At 62.8% G+C, this 19,071-nt stretch carries 19 protein-coding genes; 12 read left to right on the forward strand and 7 right to left on the reverse strand.

The genetic code is table 11. From position 1 onward, the window contains the following. Positions 1–27: 27 nt before the first annotated feature. Complete coding sequence (locus ACSBPU_RS20095; protein WP_442593591.1) at positions 28–657, forward strand: LysE/ArgO family amino acid transporter; 630 nt, start codon at positions 28–30, stop codon at positions 655–657. Between the two features lie 134 nt (positions 658–791). Here the strand turns inward: ACSBPU_RS20095 and ACSBPU_RS20100 are convergent, their stop codons facing one another. The 4 genes from ACSBPU_RS20100 to argE form a co-directional block, all read right to left on the reverse strand. Next, positions 792–1,784 carry a tripartite tricarboxylate transporter substrate-binding protein gene (locus ACSBPU_RS20100; protein WP_442593593.1) on the reverse strand — a complete coding sequence of 331 codons (993 nt, stop codon included), beginning with the start codon at positions 1,782–1,784 and terminating at the stop codon, positions 792–794. A gap of 45 nt (positions 1,785–1,829) precedes the next feature. Next, positions 1,830–2,834, reverse strand: a complete 1,005-nt coding sequence (locus ACSBPU_RS20105; protein ID WP_442593595.1) for an ornithine cyclodeaminase family protein — start codon at positions 2,832–2,834, stop codon at positions 1,830–1,832. After that, complete coding sequence (locus tag ACSBPU_RS20110; RefSeq protein ID WP_442593597.1) at positions 2,831–3,823, reverse strand: threonine/serine dehydratase; 993 nt, start codon at positions 3,821–3,823, stop codon at positions 2,831–2,833. Before ACSBPU_RS20110 ends, ACSBPU_RS20105 begins: the two co-directional genes overlap by 4 nt. Positions 3,824–3,985: 162 nt before the next feature. Continuing rightward, entirely contained in the window at positions 3,986–5,188 is a 1,203-nt protein-coding gene (argE, locus tag ACSBPU_RS20115; RefSeq protein WP_442593599.1) for an acetylornithine deacetylase, read from the reverse strand. 110 nt (positions 5,189–5,298) lie between these two features. Between argE and ACSBPU_RS20120 the strand changes: the two genes are divergently transcribed. From ACSBPU_RS20120 to ACSBPU_RS20130, 3 genes are all read left to right on the forward strand, one after another. After that, entirely contained in the window at positions 5,299–5,976 is a 678-nt protein-coding gene (locus ACSBPU_RS20120) for a helix-turn-helix domain-containing protein (protein ID WP_442593601.1), read from the forward strand. Next, positions 5,943–6,443 carry a CinA family protein gene (locus tag ACSBPU_RS20125; protein ID WP_442593603.1) on the forward strand — a complete coding sequence of 167 codons (501 nt, stop codon included), beginning with the start codon at positions 5,943–5,945 and terminating at the stop codon, positions 6,441–6,443. The genes ACSBPU_RS20120 and ACSBPU_RS20125 overlap by 34 nt, the downstream gene beginning before the upstream one ends. Positions 6,444–6,633: 190 nt before the next feature. Further along, positions 6,634–7,683 carry a cytochrome-c peroxidase gene (locus ACSBPU_RS20130; RefSeq protein WP_442593605.1) on the forward strand — a complete coding sequence of 350 codons (1,050 nt, stop codon included), beginning with the start codon at positions 6,634–6,636 and terminating at the stop codon, positions 7,681–7,683. A gap of 147 nt (positions 7,684–7,830) precedes the next feature. Here the strand turns inward: ACSBPU_RS20130 and nadE are convergent, their stop codons facing one another. Next, on the reverse strand, positions 7,831–8,661 hold the full coding sequence (gene nadE, locus ACSBPU_RS20135) for an ammonia-dependent NAD(+) synthetase (RefSeq protein ID WP_442593608.1): 831 nt from the start codon (positions 8,659–8,661) through the stop codon (positions 7,831–7,833). A 137-nt stretch (positions 8,662–8,798) separates the two neighbouring features. On the opposite strand from nadE, the gene ACSBPU_RS20140 reads away from it, so the two are divergent. Further along, positions 8,799–9,986 carry an MFS transporter gene (locus ACSBPU_RS20140; RefSeq protein ID WP_442593610.1) on the forward strand — a complete coding sequence of 396 codons (1,188 nt, stop codon included), beginning with the start codon at positions 8,799–8,801 and terminating at the stop codon, positions 9,984–9,986. 11 nt (positions 9,987–9,997) lie between these two features. Here ACSBPU_RS20140 and ACSBPU_RS20145 read toward each other — a convergent pair whose 3' ends face one another. Then, positions 9,998–10,741 (reverse strand): TSUP family transporter, encoded by a 744-nt coding sequence (locus ACSBPU_RS20145; protein ID WP_442593612.1) that lies wholly within the window; start codon positions 10,739–10,741, stop codon positions 9,998–10,000. 3 nt (positions 10,742–10,744) lie between these two features. Beyond that, positions 10,745–12,430: a dihydroxy-acid dehydratase gene (gene ilvD / locus ACSBPU_RS20150; RefSeq protein WP_180067075.1), complete on the reverse strand. Its 1,686-nt coding sequence runs from the start codon at positions 12,428–12,430 to the stop codon at positions 10,745–10,747. A 212-nt stretch (positions 12,431–12,642) separates the two neighbouring features. On the opposite strand from ilvD, the gene ACSBPU_RS20155 reads away from it, so the two are divergent. The 7 genes from ACSBPU_RS20155 (at position 12,643) to ACSBPU_RS20185 (ending at position 19,070) form a co-directional block, all read left to right on the forward strand. Continuing rightward, positions 12,643–13,620 (forward strand): ABC transporter substrate-binding protein, encoded by a 978-nt coding sequence (locus ACSBPU_RS20155; protein WP_442593614.1) that lies wholly within the window; start codon positions 12,643–12,645, stop codon positions 13,618–13,620. Further along, the gene (locus ACSBPU_RS20160; protein WP_180067073.1) at positions 13,617–14,414 is read left to right on the forward strand and encodes an ABC transporter permease subunit; all 798 of its coding nucleotides are present in this window, start codon (positions 13,617–13,619) and stop codon (positions 14,412–14,414) included. Before ACSBPU_RS20155 ends, ACSBPU_RS20160 begins: the two co-directional genes overlap by 4 nt. A gap of 2 nt (positions 14,415–14,416) precedes the next feature. Further along, entirely contained in the window at positions 14,417–15,103 is a 687-nt protein-coding gene (locus tag ACSBPU_RS20165; RefSeq protein WP_442593617.1) for an ATP-binding cassette domain-containing protein, read from the forward strand. A gap of 5 nt (positions 15,104–15,108) precedes the next feature. Then, the gene (locus ACSBPU_RS20170) at positions 15,109–15,549 is read left to right on the forward strand and encodes a CopD family copper resistance protein (RefSeq protein WP_442593619.1); all 441 of its coding nucleotides are present in this window, start codon (positions 15,109–15,111) and stop codon (positions 15,547–15,549) included. 33 nt (positions 15,550–15,582) lie between these two features. Further along, positions 15,583–17,649, forward strand: a complete 2,067-nt coding sequence (locus ACSBPU_RS20175; protein ID WP_442593621.1) for a TonB-dependent receptor family protein — start codon at positions 15,583–15,585, stop codon at positions 17,647–17,649. Between the two features lie 137 nt (positions 17,650–17,786). Continuing rightward, positions 17,787–18,536: an SDR family oxidoreductase gene (locus tag ACSBPU_RS20180; RefSeq protein ID WP_442593623.1), complete on the forward strand. Its 750-nt coding sequence runs from the start codon at positions 17,787–17,789 to the stop codon at positions 18,534–18,536. Positions 18,537–18,692: 156 nt separating this feature from the next. Next, a complete protein-coding gene (locus tag ACSBPU_RS20185; protein WP_442593625.1) occupies positions 18,693–19,070 on the forward strand; it encodes a Rieske (2Fe-2S) protein in 378 nt (125 codons plus the stop codon). Position 19,071 lies beyond the last annotated feature (1 nt).

Raw genomic sequence — 19,071 nt, forward strand, 5'->3', positions numbered from 1 at the left:
TCGAAGAATCCCCATTGGAAGTCCAGAATGCTACCCATCGCCATGCCACCCGCATTGTTGTCCGCCTGGGCCAGTGGCGCTGCCACCGGCCTGGGGCTGTTCGCAGTCGTGGGCGCTCAAAGCGCCTTCATTCTCCGGCAAGGCATCATGCGATCTCATCTGCTGGCCATCCTGATGGTGTGCGCGGCAATCGATGCGGTCTTCATCTTCGCCAGCGTGCTGGGCCTGCAGGCCATGACGGAATGGCTGCCCTGGCTTTCGAGCGTGATTCTATGGTTCGGCGTGGCCTTTTTGCTCTGGTATGCGTACCAGTCCGCGCGGCGCGCGCTGCGGCCTCAAGCCGGCCCGGCCATGGCGCAGCAGGCGATGTCCTCGCGGCGCGCCGCGCTGCTGGGCGCCGTCGGTTTCAGCCTGCTCAATCCGCATTTCTGGCTGGACATGATGGTGGTGGGATCCATCGCCCAGAACTTCCAGGAAGCAAGACTGGGGTTCGCCGCCGGCACACTGACGGCCAGCACGCTTTGGCTGATTGTCCTGGGCGCCGGATCACGCCTGTTCGCCCCGCTGTTCTCCAACGCCAAGGCCTGGCGCATCCTCGACGGCATGATCGCGTTGGTCATGGCCTTCATGGCGCTGCGGCTCGCCATGTGGAGTTGACGGGTTGGGGTCAGACCCCGTACGGGGTCTGTCCCCCCGAGGGCGTTTCAAGGGGACAGACCCCATGCGGGTTCTGTCCCCCAAGGCGGGTTCAGGGGGTCAGACCCCGTACGGGGTCTGACCCCACCCCCGAATCACTCCGCCACGTAGCCCGACTCGCGGATGATCGGGCCCCAGGTGTCGAGGTCGTTCTTGACGATGTCGCCCAAGTCCTTGGGCGAGCCGGAATGCGGCGCAAACCCGATGGGCACGATGGCCTTCGCGATGTCGGGCATGGCCGAAACCTTGTTGAACGCTTGGTTCAGCCGTTCGATGACGGCTGGGTCTGTGCCGACAGGGGCAAAGATCCCCATCCATCCCGACGCATTCAGATTGCCATAGCCCAGCTCGACGAAGGTCGGAACGTCCTTCAGGATATCCAGGCGTTCCGGGCCGGTGACGCCCAGGACCTTGACCTCGCCTTTGGCGACGTACTCGGTGATGGTGCCGATGGCATCCACCGCCGCGGGCACGTGACCGCCCAGCAAGTCGCTCAGCAAAGGCGCGCCGCCGCGATAGGGCACGGCCGTCATCTTCAGGCCGTTCTTCTTGGCGATGCTGTAGCCGATGAACTGGGGCGCGCTTCCCGGCGCGGGAATGCCGTACAAACCGAATACGTCGGGCTGCTGGCGCACCAGGGCGATGTACTCGTCCAACGACTTGGCCGGCGTGTTCTTGCCGACGGCCAGGATGTGCTCGAACTTCGCAATGGGTGCGACCGGCGCGAAATCCTTGATCGGGTCGTAGGCCACCGTCTTCACGGTCAGCGGCAGCGTGGACAGCATGTGGTTATTGGCGACCAGCAAGGTCGACCCGTCCTTCGGGCCGCGCACGAAACCCTGCGCGGCCACCTGGCCGCCCGCGCCGGCGCGGTTGTCCACCACCACGCCGACACCCAGTTCGACCCGCAGCTTTTCCGCATAGACGCGCGCCACGGCATCCGCCGTACCGCCCGGCGGATAGCCCACGACGAGCTTGATAGGATCCGGCAGGCCCTGTGCAGTCGCGGTGCCCGCCCCCAACGATAATGCCAGGCTGGACAATGCCAAGCCCATCAATGTCTTTGACCATTTGTTTGCCAGCTTCATGCTGATATCCCCTCTTGTTTATCGAAATTGCTTTTGATCAATGAACTACAACTCTACGCAGACGCCTTTCCCGCCGCTGTCGTAGCGTCGGCGCATGGCGGCCGCCATCACCACGTCCTCGAGCGCGAGGCCCAGGGACTTGAACAGCGTGATCTCCTGCGCATGCCGCCTGCCGGGCGCGTTTCCGTTCACCACCGACCCCAATTCCGTCAACGGCTTGTCGGCATCGATCCGTCCCTGGCGCAAGGCATTGAGATACTCGCCCGATTCGTTCCGGGTCGAATTGGCCAGGTCCACGAACAGCGTGGCATCAGCCATGGTGTCCGGATCGATTTCACAATGGGACGGCGTGCTGGACCCCATGGCGATGACGTGCGTTCCCGCCTGTATCCACGAACGATCGAGAACCGGCTGGACCGAATTGGTTGCCGTCAGGACGATGTCGGATTTCTCGACGGCGCCCCTGGCATCCGGCGCGACCTTCAAGGGAAATGAAAATTCGGACTGCATCCGCTCGACGAATCGACGGGCGCTGTCCGGATGCCTGCTGACGACCTGGACTTCCTCCAGTGGACGCACGGCTGCAATCGCCCTGAGCTGCCATTCGGCTTGGTGGCCCACTCCGAACAAAGTCAGGACCCGGGCATCGGGGCGGGCCAGCAGGTCGGCGGCAAGGCCGGACACCGCTGCCGTCCTCAAGGCCGTGATGCTGCTCGCATCGATGATTGCGAGCGTTTCGCCGGTCTCGCCGCTCATGAGCACCACGCAGCCCTGATGTGGATCCTTGCCCAGCTCGGGATTGCCCGGAAACAGCGTGCCCACCTTGGCGCCATAGACCGGAACGGGATAGATATCGGGGTCGTTCACGCAGGCGGGCATCAGGCCAAGATAGCCGACGCTCAACGGCGATTTGACGATGGTGCGCAACGGCTGGTCTATCCTTCCATTGGCAAGGGCCAGGAAAGCCTGCCTCATCAGCTGGATGCTTTCGTGCATGGACAGGCCGCCGTATACCTGCTCGGCGGTCGCGGTATATACCTGGAGACTCATCCGGCCGCTCCGACGGCCGCGCTCAAATGCTTCATGTAAGTGGCGGGATCGGTATTCGTGCCACACAGCAGGACCCCAACCCGCTTGCCTGCCAGTTCCTCGCGCAACGGATGCATCAGCGCGGCGGTGGCCACCGCGCAAGCCGGTTCGACCGCCAGCTTGAGTTCGGAGAACAGCGTCAGCATGCCTTGCCGGATCTGGTCTTCCGTCACCGTGGCCAAGCTGTCTATATTGTCGCGGCAGATCTGGTAACTGTAGGCGTCGGTATGAGGCGCCATCAAACTATCGGCAATGCTGCTCATGGCGCCCATTTTCTGCGGGCCATCGGCGGCAAAGCTTTGCGCCATGACATTGGCCCCTTCAGGCTCGATGCCGTAGACGCGGCATGCCGGGTTGCGCAGCTTCACCGCTGCGGAAACGCCGGCCGCCAGGCCGCCCCCGCCGACGGGGAGGATCACGGCGTCCAGGTCGCCGGCCTGCCGCAGCCATTCGTAGCCGAGCGTGGCGGTGCCGAGGACGGTCGGATAGCTGCTGAAGGGGTGGATGAAGGTCATCCCTTCGTTCTGCTCGATACCACGCACGATCTCGAACGCCTGCTGGCCATCGTCGGCAAAGATGATTTCCGCGCCATACTGCCTGCACAGCGCGACCCGCGCCGGGCTGGCGGTCTTGATCATCACCGTTTTTGCCTTCACGCCCAGCCGGTGCGCCGCGTAGGCGACCGCCACCGCATGATTGCCGGCCGAAACGCAGGTTACGCCGCGCGCCTTGGCCTCATCGGACAGGCCGAGCAGATTGGTGAAGGCGCCGCGCGCCTTGAACGTGCCGGACTGCTGCAGCAATTCAAACTTGAAATTCGCGACCGTTCCATCGGGAAACGCCGGACCCGAGTAGTCGAGTACGGGGGTCGTCCTGACGTAGTCGGCCAGGCGGGCATGCGCCTGTGCAACGGTTTCCAGGGTAAATGGCTGTGCCTGCTCTGCGTTCATGGATTGGCTCCTGCTGTGTCTCTGGGTGGTTTGGTCGGCACTGGGGTCAGACCCCATACGGGGTCTGACCCCGAGACAAGCCGCCGTGTCGTGATTTCCTGGGGTCAGACCCCATGCGGGGTCTGACCCCGCGATAAGCCGTCATGTCAAGATTTCCCGGGGTCAGACCCCGTTTGGGGTCTGACCCCGGATCAAAGCCGTCAGGAATTTCTCACATTGCGCGATCTGGTCCAGGGCGACGTATTCGTCCGGACGATGCGCCTGCTCGATGTTTCCAGGGCCGCATATGACGGCAGGCACGCCCGCTTTCTGGAAGAGGCCCGCTTCGGTGCCATACGCGACCTTGCGGACCTCGTAGTCGTTCGTCAGCGCCCGCACCAGCTGCGTGATCGCTTCCTTCTCGGCAACGTCCAGTCCTGGAGACTTGGCCAATTGCTCGATCTCCACCCGCCCGGCGGCATTCTCGCTTTTCATGCGCGGCACGACGTCCTGATCGATGTACGCCTGGATCCGCCGCAGGATTTCTTCGGAGGACGTGTCAGGCAGGTTTCGGTATTCGAATTCGAATTCGCACAGGTCCGGCACGGTATTCAGGGCGATGCCGCCCCGTATCATGCTGGCCTGCACCGTCGTGTAGGGAACATCGAAGGCCTCGTCGAACGGACCGTCGGCCTTGTGGCTGTCAGCGATGTCCCGGATCATGCAGATGATGCGCGCCGCATACTCTATGGCGTTCAGTCCTCGGTTTGTCAAGGATGAATGCGCCGCATGGCCGTGGACCCGGCAGCGGTAGGCATTGATGCCCTTGTGCGCAACGATGGTGCGCATGCTGGTCGGCTCGCCCACGACGCAGGCGGAGGGATTCACGCCGCGTTTGACGAGATCCTCGATCATGCCCGGCGCGCCCACGCAGCCCACCTCTTCGTCGTAGGAATACGCGAGATGCACGGGGTGTGCCAGCCGCGCCCCTATCATCATGGGGACCAACTGCAGCGTCACACCAACGAAACCTTTCATGTCGCAGGCGCCGCGTCCGTACAGCCGTCCGTCGCGTATCGATGCCACGAAGGGATCGGTGGTCCACGCCTGGCCGTCCACCGGAACTACATCGGTATGGCCGGACAGCACGATGCCTCCGGTCGTTGCGCCGGTGGCACTGGGTATGGTCGCAAAAAGATTTGCCTTCTTGCCGGAACGATCATGCGTCAATACACATTGCAGCCCTTGCTGCTCGAGATACGCTCTGATGAAGTCAATGAGGTCGAGATTGGACAGCCTGCTGGTGGTATCGAAGGAAATCAGCTTGCTGATCCAATCTACGGAACTCGCCGGATAAGCCTGATCGGCAGAGGAAGGTTGCGGCATAATGGGCAGCTCTGCAAAAACACATGAAGCCGTAACGATAGGCTAAAATTTTCCTATATGAAAATAATTTAAATGTATAAAAAACTAGAGTTAAATTATTTCCGTTTATTATGAGTAGCACAGCGGAACAACAACGGGGGCCTGGCCCTGTACCCACGCTGACCAAGGTGGAACTGGGCGAAAAGATACGTGCGGCCAGAAAAGCCAGCGGCGTGACTCTGCTGCAGCTTGCGGAGCGGTCCGGCGTGTCCCTCGCATCGCTGTCCAAGGCAGAACGGGGACTCATCGCGCTGAGCTACGAGAAATTCCTCGCCGTCAGCCAGGCGCTTCAACTGGATCTTACAGATCTCTTCCATAAGCCCAGCAGCTCAGGCCTTCAAGGCCGGATGGTCGTCGACCGGGTGAACGAAGCCGTCATCTATAAAGCCAATCGCTATCTGTATGGCATGCTGGCAACGGAATGGCCTCAGAAGAAAATGACGCCGATGTATGGAAAGGTCGAACCCGGCAAACCCGCGAATGCCGCCGATTTCAGCAAGCATGCCGGCGAGGAGTTCATCTTCGTGATCAGCGGCACCCTGACCATGCAATTCGAGAACGGCGAGTCGCGCACACTGCATGCGCATGACAGCATTTATTTCGACAGCGGCCTGGGCCATCACTACCTGTGCGCTTCCGAAGAGGCGGTCGAGATCCTGGTCGTGTGCGTCAATGATTCGGGTGACACCGGCACGACGCTTGCTGAAACGCGCCCATGGACACTATCGAACAAGTCGCCGCATTCATGAGATCCAACGGCCTGCTGCTGGTCACGGCGGAATCGTGCACGGCGGGCTTGATCGCGGCGACCCTGGGGGATATTCCCGGTGCCGGCAAGCTGCTGGATTGCGCCTTCGTGACCTATTCGGTCGACGCCAAGCAGCGCAATCTTGCCGTGCAGGACAGCACATTGCAGCAATACAACCTGACGAGCGAAGAGGTGGCGCGCGAGATGGCTCAAGGCGCGTTGCGCAATACCCGGGCCAATCTTGCCATATCCAATACCGGCGTGGTGGACGACACCGACAGCAGTATTCCCGCCGGGACCCAATGCTTTGCCTGGGTATTCCGCCTGCCTGAGACTGGCACGGGGGAAGGCGGCGCACTGAAGGTGTTTTCAGAGAAACGCGTTTTCCAAGGCGACAGAACCCAGATTCGCGAGGCCAGCGCGCATTACGCGCTGGGACGCATTCCGCATTATTTCGCAAAGCTGTAAGCCTGCTGAAAACCACGTGAAGCCGAACAGTACATATTAATTTATCGGCTCTGTATGTCGTCTAAATCCCTAGTAACTTAGTGCGATATCCGTTCATTTGCATGTAAGGCTTGATTCTCGTCAAACACGCCGGCAAATAACCATGATGATATTGGGGTAATGCAATTACTCACACAACATGGGGAAAATCATGTTCAAGCGCGTTACCCTAGCTCTCGGCTTAGCCATGGCATTCAGTGTCCAGGCGGCGGCCCCTTCCACACCCTCGTCCGAACAGCTCCGTAAAACGGCCGGCGCCCTGTTCCAGCCCATTCCCGAAGCGCAAGTCGTCATCAAGGACAGGAACCTGTCCACGGACCAGATCGAACTGGGCAAGTGGCTGTTCTTCGAACCACGTCTGTCCAAGAGCAACATCATCAGCTGCAATACCTGTCATAGCGTCGGCACTGGCGGCGCCGACAATATTCCCACGTCGATCGGCCACGGCTGGCAGGCCGGCCCCCGCAATTCGCCTACCGTATTGAACGCGGTATTCAATATCGCCCAGTTCTGGGACGGCCGCGCCGCCGACCTGAAGGAACAGGCTAAAGGCCCCGTACAAGCCAGCGTCGAAATGAACGCCACGCCCACGCACGTGGAAGACACCCTGCGCAGCATTCCCGAATACGTGGAATTCTTCGCCAAGGCGTTCCCGGGCGAAAAAGACCCCGTCACCTTCGACAACATGGCCAAGGCCATCGAGGCATTCGAGTCCACGCTGGTCACGCCCAATTCGCGTTTCGACCAATGGCTGGCCGGCAAGGAAACCATGAGCAGCCACGAGCTCAACGGACTGAACCTGTTCATCAACAAAGGCTGCGTGGCCTGCCACTCCGGCATCAACGTCGGCGGTCAGGGCTACTTCCCCTTCGGCGTGATCAAGCGGCCCGGCGCGGAAGTTCTGCCGGTAGGCGACAAGGGACGTTTCGCCGTCACCAACACCGCCTCGGACGAGTACGTGTTCCGTGCCGGCCCACTACGCAACATCGCTCTGACCGCCCCTTACTTCCATAGCGGCGAAGTGTGGGACCTGGAACAGGCCGTGGCCATCATGGGTTCGAGCCAGCTGGGGCATGAGCTGAACAGCGAAGAGGTCAAGGCCATTACCGCCTTCCTTCACACCTTGACCGGCGACCAGCCGCGCGTAGAGTATCCCATCCTGCCGCGCAGCACCGCTGCAACGCCCCGGCCTGCGCAATAATCAGTTGGGGTCAGATCCCATGCGGTGAAGATGAAGGGGTCAGGCCCCGTACGGGGTCTGACCCCACGCTAAGGAAGAAAGGGGTCAGACCCACCGGGTCTGACCCCACAAAGAAGGGCCAGACCCCATGGGTCTGGCCCTTCAATTTCATGGCGCGGCCGGCAAGGCGCGTTTATGGGCGGACTGGCGATATGTGCGCAGGATGATCTCGTATACGTCCTGGGGCACGTTCTTGCCTTCCAGGAAGTCGTCGATCTGCTCGTAGCTGACGCCGAAGGCGTCTTCGTCGGGCTTCAAGGGCACCAGCGATTCCAGGTCGGCCGTTGGCACTTTCATGACCAGCGAATCCGGCGCGCCCAGCGCCTTCGCCAATCCGCGCACCCTGCGCTTGTTGAGCCCGGTCAGCGGCATGAGGTCGGCGGCGCCGTCCCCGAACTTGGTGAAGAAGCCCATCAGGGCTTCGGCCGCATGGTCGGTGCCCACCACCAGCCCGCCATACGCCCCGGCGACGGCATACTGGGCGATCATGCGTTCGCGCGCCTTGATGTTGCCGAGCTGGAAATCCTGGTGGGAGGCGTCGCGAAATGCGACCTGTGCCGCCGTGACCGCCTGCAGCATGGCGTCGCTTGCCGGCTTGATGTCGACCGTGACGAGGCGGTCCGGACGTATGACTTCCAGGCACGCCTGTGCATCGGGTTCGTCGCGCTGCTCGCCGTAAGGCAGCCGCATGGCGATGAATTGCGCCTCATGGCCGCGCCGGCGGGCTTGATCGGCGGCGCGCTGCGCCAGACATCCGCCCACGAGCGAATCCACGCCGCCACTGATGCCCAGCACCAGGGCTTTCGCCCCGGCCTGCATCAGGTAATCCGCCATGAACGTCACACGCCGTTCTATTTCGCGGCTGGCGTCGAAGGTGTCGGCAACGCAAAGATGGTCGATGATGTCGCGCTGGATGGCACGTTGTTCGGCTGTTAACACGATGGTTCCTTCGTGGTTGTGTGTCTTTGCCGCCGGGAGACAGGGCCGCGGCGCACGAAGGATTATGATACGACAGGTTGGGCGCGCCCACCGCCCCTGAACCTTCCCGCAACAACCGGATACTTCCGCGTAAACCGATGCCTTCTACGACTCTCGTTCTTGCCGCGACCCTTACCGTACAGGCCCTGGTTGCCGTATGCCTGTTGACGCTTCCGGTCGTGGCGCCCGCCGTGGCGGAAACCCTGGGCGTGTCGGCGGCCTATGTCGGCATCTATGTGGCGATCGCCTATGCGGGCGCCATGACGGCAAGCCTGCTTGCGGGGGCGGCGGTGCGCCGGTTCGGCGCCATCAGGGCAAGCCAGTTCGGGCTTGTGCTGTGTGCGGCGGGTGTCGCGCTCTGTATGGTGGAATCGCTTTTTGCCATCGGTTTCGGCGCACTGCTCATCGGCCTGGGATATGGTCCGATAACACCCGCAAGTTCGCATTTGCTGGCACGCACGACGCCCGCCCACCGGATGTCTTTCGTATTCTCCATCAAACAGACCGGCGTGCCGCTTGGCGGAGCGCTGGCCGGCATCATCGTGCCCGGCCTGGCGGACATGGTGGGGTGGCAATGGGCGTTCCTGGCAGTGGCCCTGGCGTCGTTGCTGTGCGCCCTGGCCATCCAGCCGCTGTGCTCCAGCCTGGATACCGATCGGGACCGGACGCAGCCCCTTTCTTTCGGCAACGGCCTTGCCGGCCCATTGCGCCTGGTCTTCAGCCAGCGCAGCCTGGCCATCCTGGCGGCCGTGTCGTTCATGTTCTCGATTTCGCAAACGTCCCTGACCACTTACCTGGTCACCTACCTGCATGAAGACTTGGGCATGGGCCTGGTGATTGCGGGCTTCACACTGGCCGTCGCACAAGCCGCAGGTGTCGGCGGCCGCCTGCTATGGGGCTATTTGTCGGACCGGCTGCTGGGACCGGTGCGCATGCTGGCGGTGCTGGCCCTCTTGATCGCGCTCTGCGCCATCATCACGCCGTTTCTGGCTAAAGTGGATTCGCCCTTGTTGGTGATCGTCGTGCTGTCGCTGTTCGGCAGCAGCGCAATCGGATGGAACGGCGTGTATCTTGCGGAAGTCGCGCGCCAGGCGCCCGCTGGCCAAGCCAGTATCGCCACTGGCGGCGCACTGGCCATGACCTTCCTGGGCGTGGTGGTCGGGCCGCCCATCTTCGGCATTGTCGCGCAGTCCGTCGGAAGCTATGGCCTGGCCTATGCCACCCTGCTGCTCCCCGCCGGCATCTGCCTGTTTCTTCTGTGGTCCAACCGGAAGATCTTCCGCTAGCGTGCCTTCCGCTAGCGGCTCCACAAGACATAGAAACCCTGTACCAGATAGGCAACGCCTATGGTCAGCAGCAGCGCCTGGGTCCAGCGGCGGAACTGATGGTCGGTCATTTTTTCGAGGACGAACTTGCTCAGGCTGGTGCCCAGCACGGCCATGACGATCACCATGGCCAGCAAGATGATGTCGAAGGTGTCCTCGCCGCCGATGGCGCGGCTGAAATACACCAGCTTGGCCATGTGCGACACAGTCTGGCAGGCGGCCTTCGTGGCCACGACGGCGCGCCTGTCCATCTGGGTCCGGATGAAGAACGCGTCCAGCATGGGTCCCGAGACGCCGGCAATGAATTGCAGCGTGGTATTGAGCACACCGCAGACCTCCGCGCCGAAGCGCGACGTCACCTGGGGCACGTAACGGGCCGGGATGATCAGGGCCACGAATGGCAGCGCGCCCAGAACGATCAGGACCAGCGCGCGGTCGGGCACGAACCCCAGAAACAGGAATGCGATCGATGCCAGGACCAGGCCCAGGCAATAGCCGCGGAATATCCTGAAATCGATATGGCGGCGCCATAAAAACGCCCGCCATCCGTTGGAGGTCATCTGCGCCGTGCCGTGAACGATCATGGCGGGAGCCACCGGCAGAAAGGCCACCAGCACGCCCATGAGGACCATGCCGCCGGCCATGCCGAACACCCCCGACAGGAACGAGGTGCCCAGCACCGATACGGCGATCAAGGACAACAGGCTAAGCGGCATATCCTAGAAGCGATCCAGCACTGCTCCGGTACTTGCCGTGGATGCGTTGAAGGCGAACTTGGCCTGCACGCCGCGCGTGTAGCGCGGCGCAGGCGCTTTCCAGTCTGCCCGCCTGGCGGCGAGCTCGTCGTCGGATACGTTTACCTGGAGCAGCAGCTGGTGCGCGTCGATGGTGATGGAATCATCTTCCTTGACGAGGGCGATGTTGCCGCCCACCGCGGCCTCCGGGGCGACATGCCCCACCACCATGCCCCAGGTGCCGCCCGAAAACCGGCCATCGGTGATCAGACCCACCGAATCGCCCAGGCCGGCACCGATCAATGCGCCGGTGGGCGCCAGCATTTCAGGCATGCCGGGTCCGCCCTTGGGCCCCAGATAGCGCAGGACCATGACGTCTCCCGCCTTGATCCTGCCGTCCAGTATGGCCTTCAGGGCGGATTGCTCGTCGTCGAATACGCGCGCTGGGCCGGTGATGACGGGATTCTTCAGGCCGGTGATCTTGGCAACGGCGCCTTCGGGAGAAAGATTTCCCTTGAGGATGGCCAGGTGTCCTTGCGGATACAGCGCCCTGTCGGGCATGAAGATGACTTTTTGCTCGGCGCTGGGCGTATCCGGAATATCGGCCAGGGTTTCGGCCATGGTCTTGCCGGTGATGGTCATGCAGTCCCCATTGATGAGGCCCGCATTGAGCAGGATCTTCATGACCTGGGGCACGCCCCCCGCCTTGTGGAAGTCGACGGCAAGATAATGGCCGCTGGGCTTCAGGTCGCAGATGACCGGCACGCGCTGGCGCACGCGCTCGAAATCGTCGATGGTCCATTCCACGCCGGCGGCATGGGCGATGGCCAGTATGTGCAGCACGGCATTGGTGGATCCGCCCGTCGCCATGATGACACTGACGGCGTTCTCGATGGATTTGCGCGTGACGATGTCGCGGGGCTTGAGGTCCAGCTCTATGGCCTTGAGCAGCACGCGCGCGGACTCGGCGGCCGATTCCGTTTTCTCGTCGTGCACGTTGGCCATGGTGGATGAATACGGCAGGCTCATGCCCAGCGCCTCGAAGGCGGAACTCATCGTGTTGGCGGTGTACATGCCGCCACAGGAACCCGGCCCTGGAATTGCGTGGAGCTCGATCTGCTTGAGCTCGTGGTCGCTCATGCGGCCAGCGGCGTTTTCTCCGACCGCTTCGAATACGCTGACGATATTCAGGTCCTTGCCATTCAGCCGTCCCGGCAGGATCGTGCCGCCGTATACGTAGATGGAGGGGACGTTCGCGCGCAGCATGCCCATCATGCCGCCCGGCATGTTCTTGTCGCAGCCGCCAATGACGACCACGCCGTCCATCCACTGGCCCTGCACGCAGGTCTCGACGCAGTCGGCGATGACTTCCCGGGACACCAGCGAATACTTCATGCCCTCAGTGCCCATGGCCATGCCGTCCGAGATCGTCGGCGTTCCGAACACCTGGGCATTGCCGCCCGACGCGGTAATGGCGGCCACCGCCGCATCCGCCAGTTTCTGCAAACCGCTGTTGCAGGGCGTGATGGTGCTGTATCCATTGGCTACGCCGACCATAGGCTTGACGAAGTCTTCTTCTTTGTAGCCCAGTGCATAGTACATGGATCGATTGGGCGCCCGGGCCGGACCCTGCGTGATGTTGGCCGACCGCAGCCGTCTTGACGTCGTCATTTTGCCTCCTTGGTTCGAGTATGGGCGCAGCATTCCTGGCGCCTGCATCGGGAAAACAGTTTAGCGCCTTTGGACGCCTTACGCGCGACCGCGCAAAAAACACGCCTCAACGAGATTTCTTGATTTACATCATGGATTGTCGGCGGCAATGATGGAATGATTCGCGATTGATAATCATTATCATTCAAAGGCCAAAATAGGCAATGACCGCCATGAAGAAAATGTTCGCCGCGACGCTGTTCACGGTATTCGCCTGCATGCTTGCTTCCGCGCATGCAGCGACCAAGTATCAGAAAATAACGTTGGCCGGTCCCACGGCCCTGGTGACCTTCCCTTTGCTGCACATGGTCGAGTCCGGTGCGCTGAAGGAGTTCACCGACAAGCTCGAGTTCCGGCTCTGGCAGAACCCGGATCAATTGCGCGTGCTGCTCGCCAAGAAGGAAATCGACTTCAGCGCCAGCCCCAGCAACCTGCCCGCTCTCATGGCGAATCGCGGCGAACCGGTCCGGCTGCTCAATATCTCGGTCTGGGGCATTCTGTGGCTGGTGAGCCGGGATCCGGACATCAAGCGCTTTCAGGATCTTGCCGGACAGGAGCTGCTGGTGCCCTTCCATCGGGACCTGCCGTCCGTACTGCTCGATACCTTGCTGGGGCGCGATGAATTTGCCGGCGACCGCGCCCCGCAACTGCGGCGCACCCGCAGCGCCGAGGACGCCATCGCGCTGATGCTCACCGGTGAGGGAAAAAGCGTGCTGCTGGTGGAGCCCACGGCCTCCCTGCTGATGTTCCGCAACCAGCAACAAGGCGGACAGCCGCTGTATCGCGTCGAAAGCCTGGAGGACACCTGGCGTGCCAGCTTCCCCGGCCAGGCAGAGCTACCGCAAGCCGGCATCATGGCCAATTCGAATGTCGCAGGCGACATCGCCCTGAGCGAGGCGGTCGAGCGGGCATACGCCCAGTCCGCCGCGTGGTGCAAGCAGAATGCCAGGGCTTGCGCGGAACTCGTCCAGCGACATATTCCGCACCTGCCCGTTCCAGCCGTCGAAAGCGCCATCCAGGCCACGCGGCTGGACAGCCGCCCGGCCCGCGAGGTCCGTCCTCAGCTCGAAGCCTTGTACGCCCTGCTGGCCAAGACCAATCCGCAGGCGGTGGGCGGCCGTCTGCCTGACGCAGGATTCTACGGACCATGAGCGCTCCCATGCTGCGCGCGCCCCAACGCACATCGCGCACCTGGTCCCTGGCGGGCGTGCTGATCCTGCTGGCAGGCTGGCAGATTGCCGCCATGTACCTGGGTCCGCTGCTAATGGCCACGCCGCTGCAGGCGTTGCGTGCCCTTGGCGGCATGCTGAAGAACGACGGTTTCTGGTACCACGCCGGGCAATCGCTGGGGCGCATCGCTATAGGTGTGGGCCTGGGCTGCAGCATAGGGTTCGTGCTCGGCGTGCTCGCCGGGCATTACGCCCGGCTGCGTGGCCTGCTGGAACCGCTACGCTGGCTGCTCATGGCCATTCCGCCGGTGGTGGTGGTCGTGCTCGCCATGCTCTGGTTCGGACTGGGCTCGCCCATGGTCATCTTCATTACCGTCCTGATGATGGCGCCCGGCATGTATGTCAATACCGTCAAGGGCATGCTGCTGGTGGATCGCCAACTGATCGAAATGGCCCACGTCTATCGCTACGGTCCATGGCTGCGGCTGCGCCATCTGTACCTGCCCGCCCTGGCCGCGCCCTTGACCGCAGCCCTGCTGATCGCCACCGCCGGCGGCGTCAGGCTGGTGGTCATGGCCGAGGTCCTGGGGGCCGAGAGCGGCGCGGGCTATGCGATCGCCAATGCCCGCAGCACCTTCGACAGCGGCGAACTCTATGCCTGGGTCATCCTGATTCTGCTGCTGGTGGCCATGCTGGAATTCACCCTCCTCCAGCCCATCCAACGCCGGCTCACCCAATGGCAGGATTCAACGCCCGCCAAAGCCGGAAGGCCCTGAGCATGCTTGAACTACGACAGGTTTCACTGAAATTCGGGTCCCGGAGCGTTCTGGACGGCGTGGACTTCAGGCTCGCGGCCGGCGAGCGCATGGGCGTGCTGGGCGCCAGCGGAGCGGGCAAGAGTTCCTTGCTCAAGATGGCGGCGAGACTGCTGCCGGCGACCAGCGGTGCCGTGGTCAACAGCTACCGCCATCCCCTGCTGGTGTTCCAGGAGCCCCGGCTGCTGCCCTGGCGGCGCCTGCGTGAGAACGTGGAGATCCCTTTGCTGGCGGCAGGCTGCCCGAAGGAACGAGCCCGCGACAGGGCCGACCACTGGCTCGGCAAAGTGGGGCTGAGCGGCTACCACGACGCCTGGCCGCGGGAGCTATCCGGCGGCATGGCGCAGCGCGCGGCGCTTGCGCGCGCGTTCGCGCTGCAGCCCGACCTCTTGCTGCTGGACGAACCCTTCAGCGCGCTGGACCCCGCCTTGCGCGCCGACCTCGGAGCCCTGTGCATCCAGTGCCTGCGCGACACCGGCGCCGCCATGCTTTGCATCAGCCACCACCCGCACGAGCTGGTCAACATGGTGGACCGCTGCATCCTGATCTCCCGCGGCAAGCTGATCCAGTTCGATATCGACGACACGGACGGCATGCGCGCTTCCGTCGCGCGCGATCTTCACGACATTTTGCTCAGACAGGACATTTGATCCGAATGAACTACGCCTTGCTTCTTACCCTTCATCTTTTCGCGGCGCTGATTTTCATCGGTACGGTCTTTTTCGAGGTGCTGATCCTGGAAAACGTGCGCAAGCATGTTCCCCGAGACGTCATGAGAACCATGGAGATCGCCATCGGCACCCGCGCGCGCGGACTCATGCCCTGGGTGCTCCTGGTGCTCTACAGCGCGGGACTGGGCATGGCCTGGCACCACCGCGCCGTGCTGGCGCACCCCTTGGAAAGCAGCATGGGACTGATGCTGACGATAAAGATCGTGCTGGCGTTGAGCGTGCTGGCCCATTTCTTCACCGCCATGACACTGCGCAAGAAGGGCAAGCTGCATTCCATCCATTTTCAACGCATCCACCTGAGCGTCTTCTGTCACATGGTCGGCATCGTACTGCTGGCCAAAGCCATGTTTTATCTGCACTGGTAACAAGTCCCTGAACTCATGACGAGAAAGAAAAAAATGCCCACTACGCCCGCTTTCCCACGCATCGCCCTGGCCATCGCGCTGGGTGCCCTTTGGCTGCCCGGCGCCCAGGCCAATGAGGTTTCCACCTTGGCGCCCGTCCTCGTTACAGGCGAAGGCGGCGCCACGCCACTGCAGCCCAGCGCGCGGACGGAAGCCGCCAAGCTGCAACGCGTGCCCGGCGGCACCAATCTCATCGAGCCCCAGAAAGAACCGCGACTGGCCACACTGCGCGATGCGCTGGACTTCCAGCCCGGCATCGTCGTGCAGGAGTTCTTCGGCGGCATCGACCAGCCTCGCCTGAACATCCGCGGCTCCGGCATCCAGAGCAATCCGGTGAACCGGGGCGTGCTGCTGATGCAGGACGGCCTGCCGCTGAACGAAGCGGACGGATCCTTCGTCATCGGCTTTCTGGAGCCGCGCAACAGCCGGCTGATCAGCGTCAGGAGAGGCGCCAACGCGCTGTCGCCGGGCGCGACTACCCTGGGCGGCGAAATGGATCTGCAATCGCTTACCGGCACCCAGGGCGACGGCATCAGCGTGGACGGAGGCAGCTTCGGCCGTCTGGGCCTGTATGCCGCCAAAGGCTTCGAAAGCGAGCGGCTGGACGGCCGCCTGAGCGTCAGCCACGACAAAAGCGACGGCTATCGCCATCATTCCAGCTCGAAACGCAGCAGCGTCCAGGGCAATTTCGGCGTGCGGGGCGACCGCTTCGAGAACCGGACCTATTTCTCGTACACCGATCTGGAATTCGATATCCCCAATGTCATCCCGCGCAGCCGGCTGGAAAGCGATCCGCGCAGTGTCATGGGCGACTATCCCAATGATCCCGTCAACGTATACAAGCGAGACCCGAACCGCAAATCGCGCCAGTTGCGGCTCGCCAATCGGAGCTACTGGGGCACCGAGGATCTTAACCAGACTTTCGGGGTGTACTGGCAGAACATAGACGATACCTTCACCAGCCCCGAGGTCTCTTATCCGACCACCGGCCATACCTATGGCTCGCAGTGGCAACTGGCGGGCAAACTGAGCTCGCTGGACTATCGTCTGGCGCTGGACTGGGCCCGCAGCAACATGGACCGCGAGCTCCATGCCGTCAGCCCGGAAGGCGGCCGCTTGCGCGAGCTGGCGAACTACGACCTTCAAGCGGAAAATCGCAGTGCCGTGCTCGGCCTGCAATGGCACTTGACCGATCAATTCAGCCTTGTGGGCGACCTGAAGTACACCCAGGCCGTCCGCGATGCCCGGAACCGCAACAACGGCATCTCCCTGAATCAGGACTGGTCCTACGCGAGCCCCAAGGCCGGCGTGCTCTGGAAACCCAGCGATGCGCTGCGGTTGTTTGCCAACATCAGCCGCAGCAACGAAGCCCCGACCTACTGGGAAATCATCTCCGCTTCGTCGCCTGCCGCGCCGCAGCGCCTGGACCTGCAGCGCGCGACCACCTATGAAATCGGCGGGGACGGCACACTGGGCAGCGGCGACTACGCCGCCAATTGGTCCCTGACGCTGTATCGCAGCAACGTTCGCGACGAGCTGATGCACGTGAGCAACGCCAATGGCACATCGGCCGGCACGTACAACTATCGCGGGCGCACGCGGCACCAGGGCATCGAAGCGGGGCTCAGGGGGACGCTGCCCGGCTTCGGCGCCGGAGCATTCGACTATCGCCTGGCCTATACCTACAGCGACTTCCGCTTCCGCGGCGGCGAATTCGATGGCAATCACATCGCCGGCGTGCCCAAGCACTTGATCGCCGCGGAGGTCCTGTACCGCGTGGGCGGTTGGCGCGTCGGCCCGAACCTGCGCTGGATACCATCCTCCACGCCGACCAACCATGCCAATGTCAGTGGCACGCAACAGGATTCCTATGCCTTGCTGGGCTTCCGGGTGGCCTATCAGCACGACAAGCACTGGAGCGCCTATCTGGCCGCCGACAACATCACCGACAAGACTTATGCCAGCAGCTATGTCATTCGCGATCGTGCGACGGACGCAATGCCTACGTTCCTGTCGGGCAACGGGCGCAGCTTCAGCGCGGCGCTGAGCTATAAGTTTTGACGGCCTGAGGGGTCAGACCCCGTATGGGGTCTGACCCCAACACCTCTGGCACGGGGGTCAGACCCCGTACGGGGTCTGACCCCATGGACGCCTGCGCTAGAATAGTCTCGACAACCGAACCAGACCCGGGAGACATCATGACGACGCGCAACCCAACCGTTCTGATTACCGGCGCCAGCCGCGGCATTGGCGCCGCCACCGCACTGGCGGCCGCACGTGAAGGATTTGACGTTGCAGTCAATTACGTCAACAACGAGGCCGCGGCCTTGCAGGTGGTCGAAGCGGTAAGGCGCCGCGGGCGGCAGGCTGTCGCCATAAAGGGCGACGTGGGCCGGCCCGGCGACATACAAAGAATGTTCGTCCACGCCGAAGAATCGCTGGGGCCCCTCACCGCCCTGGTCAATAACACGGGCGTCACAGGCCCCATCGGGCCGTTCTCCAACACCACGGACGAAACCATAGAAAACGTCTTCCGGGTGAACGTCTTCGGCGCCATGCAATGCACGCGGGCGGCGCTCGAGTCGTTCTCCCGCAACGATGTGAAAGGCGTGATCGTGAACGTGTCGTCGGTCGCGGCCCGCACTGGAAGTCCTGGCGAGTATGTACACTATGCCGCGAGCAAGGCCGCGCTTGAAGCGTTCACCCTGGGCATAGCGCGTGAGGTGGCCGGAACCGGCGTCCGCATTTGCGCGGTCGCGCCCGGGTCCACCTTGACCGAAATCCACGCCACCGCCGGCGAGCCCGAACGGCCTGCCCGCATCGCGCCAAAGATCCCCATGGGCAGGCTGGCGAACCCCGAGGAAATCGCCGAGACCATCGTCTGGCTGCTTTCGCCGGCGGCGTCCTACATGACAGGCACCGTCGTGCAGTGCTCCGGGGGCCTGTAGCAGGCGGCTCGCCGGGTCCGCTACACTACGTCGATCACATTGCGCGCGCAGCCATCCTGCGCTGCGCGCGCCTAGTCTACCCCCAAAAGCCAGGGGTCAGACCCTGTATGGGGTCTGACCCCGCCTCCGGCGTTAACAGACCCTAGCGCAACAAGCATGTCCACTGAACCACATATCGTCTGTCACTCCACCGATCTCGTCGATGGAGGGCTTGCCCAGAAAGTGGACGCCGTCCACAGCGGCAAACGCATGAGCGCTTTTTTCATCCGCTACCAGGGCCGGGTATACGGCTACGTGAACTCCTGTCCTCACATGGGCGCGGAACTGGACTGGGAAAGCAGCGTATTCACCCGCGCCGGCGACTTGCTCATGTGCGCCCGGCACGGCGCCACCTTTCTGCCCGACACGGGCGAATGCACCGGCGGTCCCTGTCGTTCGAGCCGGCTCACTTCGCTTGCGGTTTCTGAGGAAGCGCGGAACGGGGAGTCGGTCGTGCTGTGGTGGCCGCAGGGTCAGACCCTGAACGGGGTCTGAC

The organism is Parapusillimonas sp. JC17 (assembly GCF_052180245.1).
GTDB lineage: Bacteria > Pseudomonadota > Gammaproteobacteria > Burkholderiales > Burkholderiaceae_B > Parapusillimonas.